Origin of the sequence: Methylobacterium sp. CCH7-A2 (assembly GCF_001557075.1) — a bacterium.
Lineage (GTDB): Bacteria > Pseudomonadota > Alphaproteobacteria > Rhizobiales > Beijerinckiaceae > Allobosea > Allobosea massiliensis.
Genome location: NZ_LSKN01000069.1, coordinates 60,682 through 74,974 on the forward strand (window position 1 = coordinate 60,682; position 14,293 = coordinate 74,974).

A 14,293-nucleotide genomic window follows, 5' to 3' on the forward strand; every position below is an offset into this window, starting at 1 on the left:
CCCCGGCCGCTGGGCCGGGGCCGGTCTTGCCGTAATTTTCGGACAGTCTTCGTTTCCCTTTCTTGTCTCCAGGCTTCGCCGAGGCCAGCTTCACGCAAGTCAATCCTCCTAGTGTCGTCTGGTCACTACAAGGGAGGCTTCCGGTGGAGCCCATCCATCTCTTCGATCTCGCCGCCCAGCAGTCGCGCTGGCTCGCCGTTCGACAGAACGCCGTCTCGCAGAACATCGCGAATGCCAACACGCCGCGCTACGCCGCGCGCGATGTCGAGCCCTTCGACGCGGTGGTGCGCAAGACCACGCTGTCGCTGGCGGCGACCGAGCCCAACCATATCTCCTCGACGCCGGCCGAGGCGCTGACCGCCCGGCCGCGCAAATCCGACAGCTGGTCCACCGTGCATTCCGGCAATTCGGTCAGCCTCGAGCAGGAAATGCTCAAGGCCGGCGAGATCAGCCGCAACCACGCCTTCACGACCAACATCGTGCGCAGCTTCCACCGGATGATGATGACCGCGATCAAGGGCTGACCAGCCCCGCGCAAGCATTCGCCGTTCGAATACTGTCCAGAGTGAGTACAAAGCCATGATCGACCCTCTCGACGCTTCGATGAAGATCGCCGTTGCCGGCCTCCAGGCCCAGTCGACGCGAGTGCGTGTCGTCTCGGAGAACCTGGCCAACGCCCAGGCCACCGGCACGACCCGCGGCGCGGATCCCTACCGCCGCAAGACCGTGACCTTCGAGAGCGCGATGAACCGGGCGCTGGGCGTCTCGCTCGTCAAGATCAAGGGCGTCGGCGTCGACAAGGCGCCCTTCCGCGTCGAGTTCGAGCCGAGCCATCCGGCCGCCGACGAGAAGGGCTACGTCAAGATGCCCAACGTCTCGCTGCTGCTCGAAATGGCCGACATGCGCGAGGCGAACCGCTCCTACGAGGCCAACCTGCAGATGATCAAGCAGGCGCGCTCGATGCAATCCATGACCATCGATCTTTTGAGGAACGGCTGATGCTCAACGCGATTTCCGCTCTCGCGCCGGTCGCGAGCCAGGTCACCCAGGGTCTGTCGGGCCTCGCCGGCGCCAGCCTGCGCCAGGGCGCGACCCCTGCCGCGGGCGCCGCCCAGCCCGGTGCCGATTTCGGCTCGGTCTTCGCCAATGTGGCGCAGAACTTCGTCGACAAGCTCGCCGAGGGCGAGGCCCAGGCGGTCGCCGGCATCCAGGGCAAGGCGGCCGTTCAGGACGTCGTCCAGGCGGTGATGTCGGCCGAGCAGTCGCTGCAGCTCGCCATGGCGATGCGCGACAAGGTCGTCGGCGCCTACCAAGAATTCATGCACATGGCGATCTGAGGACCGAACCGATGAAAGTCCTCGCCATCGCGGCCACCGGCATGAGCGCGCAGCAGCTCAATGTCGAGGTCATCGCCAACAACATCTCCAACATCAACACCACGTCGTTCAAGCGGGCGCGGCCGGAGTTCACCGACCTGCTCTACCAGACCGAGCGCTCGCGCGGCGTGCCCAATCGCGGCGGCGACGGCTCGATCCCCGAGGGCGCCTCGCTCGGGCTCGGCGTCCGCGCGGCGGCGATCCGCAACCTGCACATCCAGGGCGCGATGACGCAGACCGGCAACCGGCTCGACCTCGCCATCGACGGGCGCGGCTGGTTCAAGGTCACGGCGCCGGAGGGCGAGACGCTCTATGCCCGTGCCGGCACCTTCAACACCAATGCCGATGGCGACATCGTCACGGCCGACGGCTATCTGCTCGATCCGGCGATCCGGGTCCCGGCCGATGCGGTCGACGTCACGGTCAACGAATCCGGCCTCGTGCTCGCCAAGATCCCGGGCGAGGTGCAGCCGCGCCAGCTCGGCCAGATCACCCTGGCGAATTTCGCCAACGATGCCGGGCTCGAGCCGCTCGGCGGCAACCTCTACCGCGAGACCGTGGCCTCGGGGCAGCCGACCGACGGCAACCCGACGGCGATCGGCTTCGGCAAGCTGCGGCAGGGCTATCTCGAGGCGTCGAACGTCGATCCCGTGAAGGAGATCACGGCGCTGATCTCGGCGCAGCGCGCCTATGAGATGAACGCCAAGGTCATCACCGCCGCCGACCAGATGGCCGGCACCGTCTCCAACGGCATCCGGTGAGGCGCGTGATGGTCCGCCCGACGCTGCGCCGGAAGGGTTTCGCCGCGACCATGCTCGCCGCCGCTCTGGGCCTGTTTCCGGCCGGCCCGGTTCAGGCCAACCCGGCGGCGGTGACGCTGCCGGTCCCGGCGGTCACGCTCTATCCGGGCGACGTCATCGCCGATGTGCATCTGGTCGATCGCGCCTTCCGGGTGGCCGGGCGGGTGGCGGTGGACAACCGGCTCGCTCTGGTCGGCAAGGTGGTGCGGCGCACGCTGCTGCCGGGCCAGCCGATCCCGCTCAACGCGGTCGACGATCCCAAGGTGGTACGCCGCGGGGTGCCGACCCAGGTCGTGTTCCGCGAGAGCGACCTCGTCATCACCGGCATCGTCGAGCCGATGGCCTCGGCCTCGGTCAACGAGATGGTCAAGGCGCGCAATCCCGACACCGGGCTGATCGTGGTCGGCGTCGTCCAGGCGGACGGCACGATCCGCGTCGGGAGCGAATGATGACGCTCGCCTCGCGACTGATCGTCGGCCTCTGCGCGTTCGCCCTGGCGCTGACCGGCGCGATGCCGGCCCGCGCTTCGGTGCGGATCAAGGACATCGCCGGGCTGCAGGGGGTGCGCGACAACCAGCTCGTCGGCTACGGGCTCGTCATCGGCCTGCAGGGCACGGGTGACAGCGTGCGCAACTCGCCCTTCACCGGCCAGGCCCTGCAATCCATGCTCGACCGGCTCGGCGTGAACGTCCGCAATTCGGCGCTGCGCACGCGCAATGTCGCGGCGGTGATCGTGACGGCGGACCTGCCGGCCTTCGCCGGCCGCGGCAGCCGGATCGACGTCTCCGTCGCCTCGATGGGGGACGCGACCTCGCTGCTCGGCGGCACGCTCGTCGTCACCTCGCTCCTGGCGGCGGACGGGCAGACCTACGCGCTGGCGCAGGGCCGCCTGAATGTGTCGGGCTTCTCCGCCCAGGGCGAGGCCGAGCGGCTGACGCAAGGGGTGACCACGGCCGCGCGCATTCCCGGCGGCGCGCTGGTCGAGCGCCAGATCCCCGACCAGCTCGCGACGCTGCATGTGCTGTCGCTCGAACTGCGCAATCCCGATTTCGTCACGGCCGAGCGCGTCGCGGGCGCGATCAACGCCTTCACCCGCGACCGCTACAAGTCGACCGTCGCCTTCGCGCTCGACCACCGCACGATCAGCCTGACGCGGCCGCCCAACATGTCGACGGCGCGCTTCATCGCCGAAATCGAAAGGCTGGAGCTGGAGCCGGATTCACCCGCCCGCGTCGTCGTCGACGAGCGCACAGGCACGGTGGTGATCGGCCGCGACGTCAAGATCTCCACGGTCGCCGTCACCCATGGCAATCTGACGGTGCGCGTCACCGAGACGCCGATGGTCTCGCAGCCGGAGCCGCTGAGCAACGGCCAGACGGTGGTGGTGCCGCGCACGCAGATCGAGGCGCAGCAGGGCAATGGCCGGCTCGCCATCATTAACGGCGCCAACCTGCACACGTTGGTGCGCGGCCTCAACCAGATCGGGCTCAAACCCGCGGGGATCATCGCGATCCTGCAGGCGATCAAGACCGCGGGTGCGCTCCAGGCCGACCTCGTCGTGCAGTAGTGCGCCGGGGCGGCGCCGGCTCGCCGCCGCGCCAGCCCCGCGAAAGCGACGCCCGCTAGAACCCAATCATCGACCATCGAGCCGAGGGGGCGCCATGCCGTCGAAGCCTTTCCTTTTCCTATGCCTGCTGCCGGTCCTGCTGCTGGCTCCCGGTTCCGGCGCCGTCGCGGCGCCGACCCAGACGCCGCCCGCGGCCGCCCCGGCCGCCCTGACCTCGGATGCAGCGAGCTACTGCGCCGCGATCCGCGATCCCGCCGCGGAGGCTCGCTTCGCCTGGCAGGCGAACCAGCTCAAGAGCCTGGAGGCCAGGCTCGCCGAGACCCTGAAGAAGCTCGAGGAGCGCAAGGCCGAGCTGCAGCTGCTCACCGACCAGCGTGCCGCCGAGGTCAAGCAGGCCGAGGCCCGCATGACCGACATCTTCGCGCGGATGCGCCCCGATGCCGCGGCGCTCCAGCTCTCGGCGATGGATCAGGGCGTGGCGGTTGCCGTGCTCAGCAAATTGCCCGCCCGGGCCGCCAGCGCCGTCCTCAACGAGATGGAGGCCTCGCGCGCCGCCCAGCTCGCCGAGGTGATGGGCGGCCGGCGGGCCCTCCCGACCTCGTCCCCAACCGGAGTCCAGACCCGATGAAGGCCCTCATTCTCGCGGCATGCGCCGTCACCCTCGCCGGCTGCGGCACCGACATGGCCGAGCTCAACCGCGAGCCCGTAATGTCGCGCGTCGGCAGCGGTCTCGCCGTCCAGCGCGACGCGATCCCGCTCGGCACGCCGCCGGGCCGGGGCGTCGATGTCGCCTTCAACTCGATCTACACCCGCCAGAGCGAGGATCTCTTCCGCGACACCCGCGCGATGAAGACGGGCGACGTCGTGACGGTGAAGATCTCGATCAACGACAAGGCCAAGCTCGACAACAAGTCGGACCGCTCGCGCAATTCCGCCGCCAAATACGGCCTCGGCTTCCTCGCGAACTTCAACGGCGCCTCGGGCGATGCGTCTGCGAGCGCGAACGCCAGCTCCGACACCTCCTCGCGCGGCCGGGGCCTGACCGACCGCTCCGAAGAGGTCGAGATGTCGGTCGCCGCCGTGGTCACCGAGATCCTGCCCAACGGCAATCTCGTGATCAACGGCTCGCAGGAGGTGCGCGTGAACTACGACATGCGCGTGCTCAACGTCACCGGCATCGTGCGTCCGCGCGACATCACCGGCAACAACGTCGTCTCCTACGAGAAGATCGCCGAGGCAAGGATCTCCTATGGCGGGCGCGGCCGCGGCATGGAGGTGCAGCAGCCGGCCTGGGGCCAGCAGCTCGTCGACAAGGTCACCCCCTTCTGATGGCGCGCTCCCTGCCCAGGCTGGCCGGCCCGCGCGGGAGCCGGAGGGTCGCGCCTCGGGCGCTGCTCGCGGCGGCGCCGGTCATGATCCTGACCGCGTTGGCGGCGGCGGCCGGCACGCTCTGGGGCTTCCGCGTCGTCGGCACCGTCGAGAGCACGGTGATGAAGCGGATGGAGGCGGCGACGCCCGATCTCGCGGTCAACCCGCAGATGACCGGCACGCTGGTGATGAAGAAGCTGCCGCCGATCGTCACCAATCTCGCGGCTCCGGCCAACACCTGGGTGCGGCTCGAGGCGGCGCTCCTGCTCGAGCAGAAGGCCGCGCTCGGTGCCGACCCGCTGGTCGGCGCCATCACCGAGGACATTCTCGGCTTCCTACGCAGCGTCACCGCGCAGCAGATGGAAGGGGCGGCCGGCCTGCGCAACCTGCGCGAGGACCTGACGGAGCGCGTCGCGATCCGTTCCAAGGGCGTCGTGCGCGACATCGTCATCGAAACGCTGGTGGTGCAGTGACCCGGATTCTCGCGACATGTCTGATCCTGATGGCCGGCATCACCGGCGCGCAGGCACAGTCCTTCGGGCTCGACGGCCTTTTGCCGCAGGGCGGGGCCTCGGCCTCGGGCCGCATCGTCCAGATCGTGGCGATGCTGACGGTGCTGTCGGTCGCGCCGGGGCTCCTGATGATGGTCACGAGCTTCAGCCGCTTCGTGATCGCGCTGTCCTTCCTGCGCTCCGGGCTCGGCCTGCAGAGCACGCCGGCCAATCTGATCCTGGTCAGCCTGGCGCTGTTCATGACCTTCTTCGTGATGGCGCCGACCTTCGACAAGGCCTGGCAGGACGGCGTGCTGCCGCTGGTCGAGAACCGGATCAGCGAGGGCGAGGCCTATGCGAAGATCACCGCACCCTTCCGTGACTTCATGCTGGCGCAGACGCGGCCGCAGGACTTGCGCCTCTTCGCCGATCTCGCCCCGGCGAGCATCCGGCCGCAGGACCCGGCGCAGGCGGTCGATCTGCGGGTGCTGATCCCGTCCTTCATGATCTCCGAACTCCGGCGCGCCTTCGAGATCGGCTTCCTGATCGCGCTGCCCTTCCTGGTGATCGACATGATCGTGGCGACGATCGTGATGTCGATGGGCATGATGATGCTGCCGCCGACGGTGATCTCGCTGCCCTTCAAGGTGATCTTCTTCGTCCTGATCGACGGGTGGAACCTGCTGATCGGCGGGCTGGTGCGCTCCTACAGCTGAGCGGGGAGAAGTCGTCCCGCCAATCCCCGCGGCTGCTGACGGGTCGATGATGGCTTCCTTTCGGGAGGGCGGCCATGTCGATGCAGCGAAGCGGAGCGGATACGGGCGTTTCGCCGACGTCCGCGGCCCTGTCGGTCACGCGGGAGCGCCTGTTGCGGCTGGCGCCGCAGGGGCGCGCCGCGATCGTCGCGGGGCTCGCTGCCTCGTTCGACCGTTCGGCTGCGGCGGCCGGGATCACCACCCGGCTGCGGCTCTGCCATGTCCTGGCCCAGGCCGCCCATGAGAGCGACGGCTTCCGGACGCTGGAGGAATATGGCGGACCGGCCTATTTCGCCCGCTATGACGGGCGCCGCGATCTCGGCAACACGCAGGCCGGCGACGGCGCGCGCTATCATGGTCGCGGCCTCTTCCAGCTCACCGGCCGCGCCAATTACCGCCGCTATGGCTCACTGATCGGTATCGACCTCGAGGGCTCGCCGGAGCGGGCGAAGGAGCCAGCGGTCTCGCTGGCGATCGCCTTCGCCTATTGGCGCGACCGCGGCTGCAACGCGGCCGCCGATGCCGATGACGTCGTCGCGGTGACGAAGCTCGTCAATGGCGGGCGCAACGGGCTTGCGCAGCGCCGGCAGTTACTGGCGCTGGCGAAGACGATCTGGGTCTGAGATTTGCGTCATTCTCGGGCTTGACCCGAGAATCTCATAACCAGCTGTCTCTGGTTTCCGCGATGGTCGGGTCAAGCCCGACCATGACGTGCGGGCCCGGTTTTTATGCGTGCCCGGCCTTCAGCGCCTGGTCGAGATCGGCATAGAGATCCTCGAGATCCTCGATGCCGGTCGAAAGGCGCAGCAGATCCGGCGGGCAGGGGGAGCCGGCGCCTTCGATCGAGGCGCGATGCTCGATCAGGCTCTCGACGCCGCCGAGCGAGGTCGCGCGCTTGTAGAGTTCGACATGCGCGGCCGCCTTCACCGCCGCCGCCTCGCCGCCGACCACCTGGACCGAGAGCATGTAGCCGAAGCCGCCTTCCATCTGGCGCGCGGCGATGTCGTGGCCGGGATGCTGCGGCAGGCCGGGATAGAGCACGCGCGCCACCAGCGGATGGGCCGAGAGCTTCTGCGCCAGCGCCATCGCCGAGGCGCTCTGGCGCTCCTGCCGGACATGGAGCGTGCGCATGCCGCGCATCAGCAGATAGGCCTCGAAGGGCCCGAGGATGCCGCCCTGGCCCTTGCGCACGGTCTTGATGCGGTTCCAGAACTCGTCGTCCTCGCGGGCGCAGAGCGCGCCGGCGACCACGTCGGAATGGCCGTTCAGCACTTTGGTCGCGGCATGCATGACGATGTCGGCGCCGAGCTGAAGCGGGCGGGTGTGGACCGGCGAGGCGCAGGTCGAATCGACGGCCAGCTTGGCGCCGGCCTTGTGGGCGATCTCGGCGGCGGCGGCGATGTCGGTGATCGTCCAGAGCGGGTTCGAGGGCGTCTCGGCCCAGACCAGCTTGGTCTTGCCGGGCTTCACCGCGGCCTGCAGAGCGGCGAGGTCGTCGGTCTCGACGAAGTCGATGACGAGACCCCAGCGGGTCGCTTCCGTCAGCAGCCAGGAGCGCAGCGCCCAGTACATCACCTTGGAGGCGACGACATGGTCGCCCGGCGAGAGCGCCTGGAAGACGGCAGTCGCCGCTGCCATGCCCGAGCCGAAGAGCAGCGCGCCGGCCTTGGCCTGCTCGAGCATGGCGAGCACGCTTTCAGCTTCGCGCGTGGTCTCGTTGTCGGGCCGGCCATAGACAAAGCCGCCGGAATAGCCGTTGTCCTCGTCGCGGATATAGGTCGTCGAGACATGGATTGGCGGCACGACGCCCTTGGTCAGCGGGTCGATCTTGCCCATGGCCTGCGCGGCGAGGGAGCGGGGGTGGAAAGAGCGCTTCGGCATGACGATCCGCGAAAGTTCCAGGGGGGACTAAAGACGCATCTGGCGCAGGCGAGGGGCGCGGCGCAAGTGCCGCGACCTTGCCAGGAACGCAGGACGCCTCCATGTCACGATCATGAGCATTTCACCATCATCCTCGGCGTCCGGCCCGCGCCCGGTCTGGATCGTCGTACTGATCGCGATCCTGCCCGTCGTCGCCGTCTCGCTGCTCGGCAACGCCGTGACGATCCCGCAGGTGACGACCTGGTACCCGACGATCGCCAAGCCGCGCTTCAACCCGCCCAACTGGGTGTTCGGCCCGGTCTGGACGACGCTGTTCGCGCTGATGGCCTATGGCGTCTTCCGCATCCTGCGGCTGCCGGCCGGGACGCCCGGGCGGACGAAGGCGCTCGCGGTCTACCATCTCCAGCTCGCGCTGAACCTCGCCTGGTCCTGCGTCTTCTTCGGGCTCAACAGCCCGCTCGGCGGCATCCTGGTGATCCTGCCCTTCCTCGGTCTGATCTTGTGGATGATCGCGCTCTTCGCCCCGCTGGACCGGCTCGCGGCCCATCTGCAATGGCCCTATGTCGCCTGGGTCTCCTTCGCGACGCTGCTCAACGTCTCGATCTGGTGGCTGAACCGCTAACAGCGGGCTTCAGCCGATCGAGCGCTCGATCACGTCCAGCACCGTGCTGCGCAGTTCGGCGATGGTGAAGGGCTTGGTCATCACCTCGGAGACGATGGCGTCGAGGCTGCGGGCGCGCTCGCGCTGCTCGGCATAGCCCGTCATCAGCATGATCGGCAGGTCCGGAAAGGCCTGCTTGGCGGCCAGTGCCAGCGCGATCCCGTCCATCAGCGGCATGCGGATATCGGTCAGCAGCAAGTCGAAATGGCCGCCCTCGGCGATCAGCGTGTCGAGCGCCTCGGCGCCGTCGGCCGCCGTCAGGCAGGAATGGCCGTCCATGGCCAGGCCGCGCGCCACCAGCGTCCGCAGCGGCTCCTCGTCATCGACCACCAGAATGCGCGACATGGCTCAGATCCCCGGGAGGCCGGCCTGGTCGGCGGTTTCGACGACGCCGACATAGGGCAGCTGCCGGTAGGAATGGGCAACATCCATGCCATAGCCGACGACGAAATAATCGGGGCATTCGAAGCCGACATGCTCGGCCGTGATGTTGACCGCGCGCTTGCCCGGCTTCTCCAACAGGACTGCGCAGGACACCTTCGCGGCGCCGCGCGCGGCCAGCAGGTCCTTGGCGAAGGCCAGCGTGCGGCCCGATTCCAGGATGTCGTCGACCAGCAGCACCTCGCGACCGCGGACATCGCTCTGGACGTCGCGCAGGATCTCGACCTGGCCGGAGGAGACGGTGGCGGCGCGGTAGCTCGAGAGATGCACGAACTCGACCTGGGGCGACATGCCGACGCGATGCATCGCGCGGATCAGGTCGGCGACGAACATGAAGCTGCCCTTGAGCACCGCCACCACCAGCAGGTCGGCCGGGGCGGTCGCGGCGATCGCCGCTGCCATCTCCTCATTGCGGCGCGCGATCGTCGCCTCGTCGTACAGCACCCGGATGCGCCGTGGCTCCGACATGATGGGGTCGTCCTTTCACGGACCGCGCCGCGCGGGCGCGTCCTGCAGATGATGTCTGGATTTGAGGTTTAGAGCGCCTGATCGGAACTGAACAGGCCTGCGCGCGGCCGCATGGCCGCCGGAGCGATCCGCCGGGTCAGTGCTGCCCCGCCTTGTCGGGCCCTGAGGCGGCGAAGCGCACCAGCACGGTCTGGCCCGTCGCCGGCGGCGCGGCCAGCCGGGCGCGGAAGCGCATCAGCTCCGCCGGCTCGAGCTCCGGCCGCGGCGGATCGGTCTTCCAGCTGTAGAGCGTCTGCCCGGAGGCATCCTGAACCGCGACCTCGATCGGTGGCACGCGCGTCTGGCTCTTGGCGATGTTGGTGACGTTGCCCTCGACCACGAGGAAGCGCCCGGCTGCATCCTCGACTAGGCCGCTCTCGACCGACCCGAGTTTGAGGCCGCGGACATTGACGGGGAGGCCGAGCGTCTCGAAGACGTCGGCGAGCTGCGGGGCGGCCCGCGCCACCCTGTCGCGCTGGACCACGAGCAGGCCCAGCCCGGCGATGCCCAGCAGGGAGAGCGAGGCGGCGGCGACGACGGCGCGAGAGGGTTTCGCCTTGGCCTTGGAGCCCTTGCGGGCGGGGCGGCCGGAGCGCTTGCCGCGTGGGGCGGCCGGGGCAGCTTCGCCCGTTTGGCCCTCGGCACCGCTGTCGGGGAGCTCGTTCTCGGCGGCGACAGCGGAAACCTGGGCCTCGATCGCCGCGGCCTGCTCCAGTTCCTCGTTCAGCAGCGCCTGGGTTTCCTCGGGCGTCGGGACCGCGGGCAGTTCCGGCTCGGGATCGACATGCCACAGGGTCTGGCAGCTGGCGCAGCGCACCTTGCGTCCGTCGGGGCCGAGCTTGGCGCCGTCGAGTTCGTAGCGGCTGGCGCAGGAGGGGCAGACGATCAGCATGGCGGCGGCCGGCGGTTCCCGTGCGGTTCGAGCCTGCGCCCGCCCTCGGGGCGCGTCTCCCATTGGCGGGCGGGATGGTTAACGTCGCGTGAAGAACTTGCCGCCATGCTCCGTCGCGACGGCTCTCCGCGCACCGCCAACGGGTGTAGGATCGGCCGCGAAGATTCGCCGTCTGGCGCCGGGGACGCAGGGATTTGGTTCGGTTCGAGAATGTCGGCCTGCGATACGGCATGGGCCCGGAGGTGCTGAAGGACATCACCTTCAGCATCGAGCCGCGTTCGTTCCAGTATCTGACCGGCCCGTCGGGGGCCGGCAAGACGACGCTGATGCGCCTCGTGCTGATGGCGCTGCAGCCGACGCGCGGCCTGGTGCATCTCTTCGGGCAGGACGTGTCCCGGCTCGACGCCGCGACGCTGACGGCCTTCCGCCGCCGCATGGGCGTCGTCTTCCAGGATTTCCGGCTGCTCGACCATCTCACCCTCTACGAGAACGTCGCGCTGCCGCTGCGCGTGCTCGGCAAGGAGGAGGCGAGCTACCGTGCCGAGGTCGTCGAGCTGCTGCGCTGGGTCGGGCTCGGCGAGCGGATGCATGCGGTGCCGCCGGTGCTCTCGGGCGGCGAGAAGCAGCGTGCGGCGATCGCGCGCGCCCTGATCGGACGGCCCGAACTGGTGCTGGCGGACGAGCCGACGGGCAATGTCGACCCGGCGCTCGGGCGGCGGCTGCTGCGTCTCTTCATGGAGCTGCAGTCGCTCGGCACGGCGGTGGTGATCGCGACCCATGACCTCGGCCTGATGGAGCTCTACGACGCGCCGCGCCTCGTGCTCGCCGACGGACATCTGCACGTCGATGCCTGACGCCGGACATCACGAAGTGGAGCGCGAGGAGCGGGCGCTGCCGAGCAATCTGCGGCGCGACCAGCCGCTGGTGCCGATCGACACGGTCGCCGGCCGGGCGCTGATGGCGGTGATCGCGATCCTGACTTTCCTGGCAGCGCTGAGCGCGGGGGCCGCCGTGCTCGCGGCACGCGCCTCCGAGCAGTGGCGCGGTGCCGTCTCGAACGAGATGACGATCCAGATCCGGCCCGATTCGCGCCGGGATATCGAGGCCGACATCGCGCGGGCCGTCGCCATGGCCCGCGAGGTCGAGGGCGTCGCCGCCGTGCAGGCGATCCCGCGCGCCGAATCCGACAAGCTGCTGGAGCCCTGGCTCGGCACAGGGCTGGACCTTGTCGAACTGCCGGTGCCGCGGCTGATCGTGCTGAAGCTACGGCCGGGTGCCGGTTCGGATCTCGCCGCCTTCGGCACGGCGCTGCGCCGCGAGGTGCCGACCGCGATCCTGGATGATCACCGGCTCTGGCTGCGCCGGCTTTCGACCATGGCAAGCACGATCATCCTCTCGGGCGCGGCGGTGGTGCTGCTGGTGATGGCGGCCGCGGCGCTGGCGGTAGCCTTCGCGACCCGCGGCGCGATGGCCGGCAGCCGCGACAGCGTCGAGGTGCTGCATCTGGTCGGCGCCGACGACGATTTCATCGCGCGCGAATTCCAGAGCCGTTTCGTGCGGCTCGGCCTGCGCGGGGGCGCGATCGGCGGCGGAGCGGCGATTCTCGTCATCGCCCTGCTCGGCATCCTCGCCTCGCGCTGGAGCAGCGCGCCGGAGGCCGAGCAGCTGCGGGCGATGTTCGGCGCCTTTGAGATCGGTTGGGGCGGCTATGTCGCGGTGGTGCTGGTCGCTGTCGTCGTTGCGGCGATCTCGGGCCTCGTTTCGCGGGTTACCGTGCGGCACCATCTGCGCGCCCTCGCGCAGGGGTCGGCGTGATGATGCGTCCGCCGCCCCGCGCCCCCGAGGGCCCTGCCGCGCTTATGCCCGATTGGCGAAATAGCGTGGTCGGGCGATGGCGATGATCGGCATGAGGCAGGAGAGATCGGCTCCTCTCGCGCGCCCCCTCGGGGCCGCTGGCGCCGGAAGGAGCGCGGGTCTCAGGCGCGCGGCTCTTCTGCTCGCGCTGGCGCTGCCGCTTGCGGTGCTGGCGGCGGTGCTGCTGGGCTATGTCCGCTTCGCCTCCGCCATCGTCTCGCGCGAGCCGGCCGCGGTGCCGCGCACCGATGCGATCGTGGTGGTCACGGGCGGTTCCCAGCGCGTCGGCGACGCCATCGGCCTGCTCGGGGCCGAGCGCGGCTCGCGGCTCCTGATCAGCGGCGTCAACGAGAAGACCGGCCGCGAGGAACTCGCCAAGCTGAATCCCTCGGCGCGCGAGCTGCTCGCCTGCTGCGTCGACCTCGACTACCGCGCCCGCAACACCATCGGCAACGCGATCGAGGCCCGCCGCTGGGTGCGCAATCACGGCTTCCGCTCGCTTCTGGTGGTGACCTCGAACTACCACATGCCCCGCACCATTGCGGAATTCGCCCATGCGATGCCGGGCGTGCGCCTCGTGCCCCATCCCGTCGTGACCGACCAGATCGACACCGGCGGCTGGTGGCACCGCTGGAGCGCGATGCGGGTGCTGGTGCCGGAATATGCGAAGTATCTGGCGGCGCGGCTGCGCAGCCTGGTGGAGACCGATCCGGAGACCTCGCGGCTCTCCGTCATCATCGGCGGGCGCAAGCCGGTCTCGTCCAAGCCGGCCGAGCTGATGGGGCCCGAGCACGAGCGCCGCAGCCAGGTGAAAAGCGGGCCTCACGACGGCTGATCGGCGTCGCCCCGCTTGACGTGCGCCGGGGGGCGGGGTCTTTGCGCGCCATGCTCGTCCTGCGCTCGCTCCTCTTCAACGTCCTGTTCTACGCGAACCTGTCGATCTGGCTGGTCTTCATCGCGCTGCCGTCGCTCCTGTTGCCGAAGCGGGCGCTGCTCGCCATCGCCGTCGCCTGGGCGCACAGTTCGCTGTGGCTGATGAAGGTCGTGGCCGGCACGGATTACGAGGTCACCGGCCGGGAGAACATTCCCGCGACCGGCGGCATGATCGTCGCCGCCAAGCACCAGTCCTTCTGGGAGACCTTCGTCCTCGTCACGATCTTCCGCGACCCGGTCTTCATCCTGAAGCGCGAGCTGACCTGGATTCCCCTGTTCGGCTGGTGCCTGATGAAGCTCAGGATGATTCCGGTCGACCGAGGCGGAAAGGCCCGCGCGCTCGCCCAGGTCACGCGGCGCGCCAAGACCGAGCTGCGCGACAAGGGGCGACAGCTCCTGATTTTCCCTGAGGGGACCCGCCGGCCGCCCGGTGCGCCGCCGGCCTACAAGTTCGGTGTCGCCCATATCTACGGCGAACTCGGGCTGCCCTGCGTGCCCGTCGGGCTCAATTCCGGGCTGTACTGGCCGCGTCGGAAGTTCCTGCGGCGGCCGGGCACCATCCGCCTCGAGATCCTGCCGCCCATCGCGTCGGGGCTCGACAAGGCAGCCTTCCATGCCGAACTGCAGGAGCGGATCGAAACGAGCAGCGACCGGCTTCTCGCTGTCGGTCGGGCCGAACTCGCCGCCCGCGGGCTCGATCCGATGGCGAACACTGCTGACAGGCTGCGGCAGCAGGGCTGATCCCCGCGCGAGCCAGCGCTTGACTT

The 14,293-nt window shown here is 69.4% G+C and carries 20 protein-coding genes; 16 read left to right on the forward strand and 4 right to left on the reverse strand.

The window, feature by feature from the left end; genetic code table 11:
- Window positions 1-143: 143 nt before the first annotated feature.
- The 11 genes from flgB (at window position 144) to AX750_RS05090 (ending at window position 6,980) form a co-directional block, all read left to right on the forward strand.
- The gene (gene flgB / locus AX750_RS05040) at window positions 144-524 is read left to right on the forward strand and encodes a flagellar basal body rod protein FlgB (protein ID WP_066723983.1); all 381 of its coding nucleotides are present in this window, start codon (window positions 144-146) and stop codon (window positions 522-524) included.
- 55 nt (window positions 525-579) lie between these two features.
- The gene (gene flgC, locus AX750_RS05045; RefSeq protein ID WP_066723981.1) at window positions 580-999 is read left to right on the forward strand and encodes a flagellar basal body rod protein FlgC; all 420 of its coding nucleotides are present in this window, start codon (window positions 580-582) and stop codon (window positions 997-999) included.
- The gene (locus AX750_RS05050; protein ID WP_066723978.1) at window positions 999-1,337 is read left to right on the forward strand and encodes a flagellar hook-basal body complex protein FliE; all 339 of its coding nucleotides are present in this window, start codon (window positions 999-1,001) and stop codon (window positions 1,335-1,337) included. Before flgC ends, AX750_RS05050 begins: the two co-directional genes overlap by 1 nt.
- Before the next feature lie 11 nt (window positions 1,338-1,348).
- Window positions 1,349-2,137, forward strand: a complete 789-nt coding sequence (flgG, locus tag AX750_RS05055; RefSeq protein ID WP_066723975.1) for a flagellar basal-body rod protein FlgG — start codon at window positions 1,349-1,351, stop codon at window positions 2,135-2,137.
- Window positions 2,138-2,145: 8 nt separating this feature from the next.
- Window positions 2,146-2,625 carry a flagellar basal body P-ring formation chaperone FlgA gene (flgA, locus tag AX750_RS05060; RefSeq protein ID WP_066723973.1) on the forward strand — a complete coding sequence of 160 codons (480 nt, stop codon included), beginning with the start codon at window positions 2,146-2,148 and terminating at the stop codon, window positions 2,623-2,625.
- A complete protein-coding gene (flgI, locus tag AX750_RS05065; RefSeq protein WP_066724112.1) occupies window positions 2,625-3,743 on the forward strand; it encodes a flagellar basal body P-ring protein FlgI in 1,119 nt (372 codons plus the stop codon). Before flgA ends, flgI begins: the two co-directional genes overlap by 1 nt.
- Window positions 3,744-3,837: 94 nt before the next feature.
- Window positions 3,838-4,371, forward strand: a complete 534-nt coding sequence (locus AX750_RS05070) for a MotE family protein (RefSeq protein ID WP_066723970.1) — start codon at window positions 3,838-3,840, stop codon at window positions 4,369-4,371.
- Window positions 4,368-5,072, forward strand: a complete 705-nt coding sequence (gene flgH / locus AX750_RS05075) for a flagellar basal body L-ring protein FlgH (protein ID WP_066723967.1) — start codon at window positions 4,368-4,370, stop codon at window positions 5,070-5,072. Before AX750_RS05070 ends, flgH begins: the two co-directional genes overlap by 4 nt.
- Window positions 5,072-5,584 carry a flagellar basal body-associated FliL family protein gene (locus AX750_RS05080; protein WP_066723964.1) on the forward strand — a complete coding sequence of 171 codons (513 nt, stop codon included), beginning with the start codon at window positions 5,072-5,074 and terminating at the stop codon, window positions 5,582-5,584. The genes flgH and AX750_RS05080 overlap by 1 nt, the downstream gene beginning before the upstream one ends.
- Before the next feature lie 29 nt (window positions 5,585-5,613).
- Window positions 5,614-6,318, forward strand: a complete 705-nt coding sequence (gene fliP / locus AX750_RS05085) for a flagellar type III secretion system pore protein FliP (RefSeq protein ID WP_066724110.1) — start codon at window positions 5,614-5,616, stop codon at window positions 6,316-6,318.
- A 74-nt stretch (window positions 6,319-6,392) separates the two neighbouring features.
- Entirely contained in the window at window positions 6,393-6,980 is a 588-nt protein-coding gene (locus AX750_RS05090) for a glycoside hydrolase family 19 protein (protein WP_066723961.1), read from the forward strand.
- A 103-nt stretch (window positions 6,981-7,083) separates the two neighbouring features.
- On the opposite strand, the gene AX750_RS05095 is transcribed toward AX750_RS05090, so the two are convergent.
- Entirely contained in the window at window positions 7,084-8,238 is a 1,155-nt protein-coding gene (locus tag AX750_RS05095; RefSeq protein ID WP_066723958.1) for an aminotransferase class I/II-fold pyridoxal phosphate-dependent enzyme, read from the reverse strand.
- A 112-nt stretch (window positions 8,239-8,350) separates the two neighbouring features.
- On the opposite strand from AX750_RS05095, the gene AX750_RS05100 reads away from it, so the two are divergent.
- Window positions 8,351-8,860: a TspO/MBR family protein gene (locus AX750_RS05100; protein WP_066723956.1), complete on the forward strand. Its 510-nt coding sequence runs from the start codon at window positions 8,351-8,353 to the stop codon at window positions 8,858-8,860.
- A 9-nt stretch (window positions 8,861-8,869) separates the two neighbouring features.
- On the opposite strand, the gene AX750_RS05105 is transcribed toward AX750_RS05100, so the two are convergent.
- The 3 genes from AX750_RS05105 to AX750_RS05115 form a co-directional block, all read right to left on the reverse strand.
- A complete protein-coding gene (locus tag AX750_RS05105) occupies window positions 8,870-9,244 on the reverse strand; it encodes a response regulator (protein WP_066723953.1) in 375 nt (124 codons plus the stop codon).
- A 3-nt stretch (window positions 9,245-9,247) separates the two neighbouring features.
- Window positions 9,248-9,808 (reverse strand): hypoxanthine phosphoribosyltransferase, encoded by a 561-nt coding sequence (gene hpt / locus AX750_RS05110; protein WP_066723950.1) that lies wholly within the window; start codon window positions 9,806-9,808, stop codon window positions 9,248-9,250.
- Between the two features lie 136 nt (window positions 9,809-9,944).
- Complete coding sequence (locus tag AX750_RS05115) at window positions 9,945-10,739, reverse strand: DUF3426 domain-containing protein (protein WP_066723947.1); 795 nt, start codon at window positions 10,737-10,739, stop codon at window positions 9,945-9,947.
- A 194-nt stretch (window positions 10,740-10,933) separates the two neighbouring features.
- Between AX750_RS05115 and ftsE the strand changes: the two genes are divergently transcribed.
- The 4 genes from ftsE to AX750_RS05135 all read left to right on the forward strand — a co-directional run bounded on the left by ftsE (window position 10,934) and on the right by AX750_RS05135 (window position 14,267).
- The gene (gene ftsE / locus AX750_RS05120; protein WP_066723944.1) at window positions 10,934-11,593 is read left to right on the forward strand and encodes a cell division ATP-binding protein FtsE; all 660 of its coding nucleotides are present in this window, start codon (window positions 10,934-10,936) and stop codon (window positions 11,591-11,593) included.
- The gene (locus AX750_RS05125; protein ID WP_066723941.1) at window positions 11,586-12,554 is read left to right on the forward strand and encodes an FtsX-like permease family protein; all 969 of its coding nucleotides are present in this window, start codon (window positions 11,586-11,588) and stop codon (window positions 12,552-12,554) included. The genes ftsE and AX750_RS05125 overlap by 8 nt, the downstream gene beginning before the upstream one ends.
- 91 nt (window positions 12,555-12,645) lie before the next feature.
- Window positions 12,646-13,428, forward strand: a complete 783-nt coding sequence (locus AX750_RS05130; RefSeq protein WP_082733086.1) for a YdcF family protein — start codon at window positions 12,646-12,648, stop codon at window positions 13,426-13,428.
- A gap of 50 nt (window positions 13,429-13,478) precedes the next feature.
- Window positions 13,479-14,267: a lysophospholipid acyltransferase family protein gene (locus tag AX750_RS05135; protein WP_066723937.1), complete on the forward strand. Its 789-nt coding sequence runs from the start codon at window positions 13,479-13,481 to the stop codon at window positions 14,265-14,267.
- The last annotated feature ends 26 nt before the right edge of the window (window positions 14,268-14,293 follow it).

Excerpts from the sequence above, each read along its gene's own strand:
- AX750_RS05105 (WP_066723953.1), bottom strand. The coding sequence starts at position 9,244 with ATGTCGCGCATTCTGGTGGTCGATGACGAGGAGCCGCTGCGGACGCTG.
- AX750_RS05095 (WP_066723958.1), bottom strand. The coding sequence starts at position 8,238 with ATGCCGAAGCGCTCTTTCCACCCCCGCTCCCTCGCCGCGCAGGCCATG.
- AX750_RS05115 (WP_066723947.1), bottom strand. The coding sequence starts at position 10,739 with ATGCTGATCGTCTGCCCCTCCTGCGCCAGCCGCTACGAACTCGACGGC.
- AX750_RS05080 (WP_066723964.1), top strand. The coding sequence starts at position 5,072 with ATGGCGCGCTCCCTGCCCAGGCTGGCCGGCCCGCGCGGGAGCCGGAGG.
- AX750_RS05090 (WP_066723961.1), top strand. The coding sequence starts at position 6,393 with ATGTCGATGCAGCGAAGCGGAGCGGATACGGGCGTTTCGCCGACGTCC.
- flgH (WP_066723967.1), top strand. The coding sequence starts at position 4,368 with ATGAAGGCCCTCATTCTCGCGGCATGCGCCGTCACCCTCGCCGGCTGC.
- fliP (WP_066724110.1), top strand. The coding sequence starts at position 5,614 with ATGGCCGGCATCACCGGCGCGCAGGCACAGTCCTTCGGGCTCGACGGC.
- AX750_RS05135 (WP_066723937.1), top strand. The coding sequence starts at position 13,479 with ATGCTCGTCCTGCGCTCGCTCCTCTTCAACGTCCTGTTCTACGCGAAC.
- flgC (WP_066723981.1), top strand. The coding sequence starts at position 580 with ATGATCGACCCTCTCGACGCTTCGATGAAGATCGCCGTTGCCGGCCTC.
- AX750_RS05130 (WP_082733086.1), top strand. The coding sequence starts at position 12,646 with ATGAGGCAGGAGAGATCGGCTCCTCTCGCGCGCCCCCTCGGGGCCGCT.
- flgA (WP_066723973.1), top strand. The coding sequence starts at position 2,146 with ATGGTCCGCCCGACGCTGCGCCGGAAGGGTTTCGCCGCGACCATGCTC.
- AX750_RS05100 (WP_066723956.1), top strand. The coding sequence starts at position 8,351 with ATGAGCATTTCACCATCATCCTCGGCGTCCGGCCCGCGCCCGGTCTGG.
- hpt (WP_066723950.1), bottom strand. The coding sequence starts at position 9,808 with ATGTCGGAGCCACGGCGCATCCGGGTGCTGTACGACGAGGCGACGATC.
- AX750_RS05125 (WP_066723941.1), top strand. The coding sequence starts at position 11,586 with ATGCCTGACGCCGGACATCACGAAGTGGAGCGCGAGGAGCGGGCGCTG.
- AX750_RS05070 (WP_066723970.1), top strand. The coding sequence starts at position 3,838 with ATGCCGTCGAAGCCTTTCCTTTTCCTATGCCTGCTGCCGGTCCTGCTG.
- flgI (WP_066724112.1), top strand. The coding sequence starts at position 2,625 with ATGACGCTCGCCTCGCGACTGATCGTCGGCCTCTGCGCGTTCGCCCTG.
- AX750_RS05050 (WP_066723978.1), top strand. The coding sequence starts at position 999 with ATGCTCAACGCGATTTCCGCTCTCGCGCCGGTCGCGAGCCAGGTCACC.
- flgG (WP_066723975.1), top strand. The coding sequence starts at position 1,349 with ATGAAAGTCCTCGCCATCGCGGCCACCGGCATGAGCGCGCAGCAGCTC.